The sequence below is a fragment of the Paenibacillus sp. sg306046 genome (assembly GCF_059821225.1).
Window position 1 is genome coordinate 1 of sequence record NZ_JCAMRT010000099.1, and the last position, 677, is coordinate 677.

General features: G+C 65.9%; 1 protein-coding gene. It reads left to right on the plus strand.

From position 1 onward, the window contains the following. A partial coding sequence (locus AC6ROY_RS25465) for an acyl carrier protein (protein ID WP_500103356.1) occupies nucleotides 1–677 on the plus strand: 677 nt, incomplete at both ends.

A 677-nucleotide genomic window follows, 5' to 3' on the forward strand; every position in this document is an offset into this window, starting at 1 on the left:
GCGGGCGTGGCCCGCGGCTACTGGAATCAACCGGAGCTGACGGAGGAGAGGTTTGTGCCAAGTCCGTTCGCAGCCGGGGAGCGGTTGTACCGGACGGGTGATCTGGCGCGCTGGATGCCGGACGGGAACGTGGACTTTATCGGACGGATCGACCACCAGGCGAAAATCCGGGGATACCGGATCGAGATCGGGGAGATCGAGTCGCAGCTGCTGAAGGCGGAAGGCGTGCGGGAAGCGGTTGTGGTGGTGCGAGAGGACGCAGGCGGGGAGAAAGCCTTGTGCGCGTACTACACGGCGGAGGACGAGTTGAAGGCAAGCGAGCTGAGAGCGGCGTTGTCGCAGGAGCTGCCGGGGTACATGATCCCGTCGTACTTTGTGCAGCTGGAGAGGCTGCCGCTGACCGCGAACGGGAAAATCGACCGCAAGGCGCTGCCGGCGCCGGAAGGCGGGCAGAGGGGCGTGGAGCATGTCGCGCCACGGACAGCGCTGGAGGCGAAGCTGGCGCGCATCTGGCAGGAGGTGCTCGGAGCTGCGCAGGTCGGCGTCCGAGACAACTTCTTTGATCTCGGGGGCCACTCGTTGCGGGCGACCACGCTGGTCAGCAAGATCCACAAGGAGCTGAACGTGGAGCTGCCGCTGCGGGACGTGTTCCGCCACGCTACGGTCGAGGAAATGGC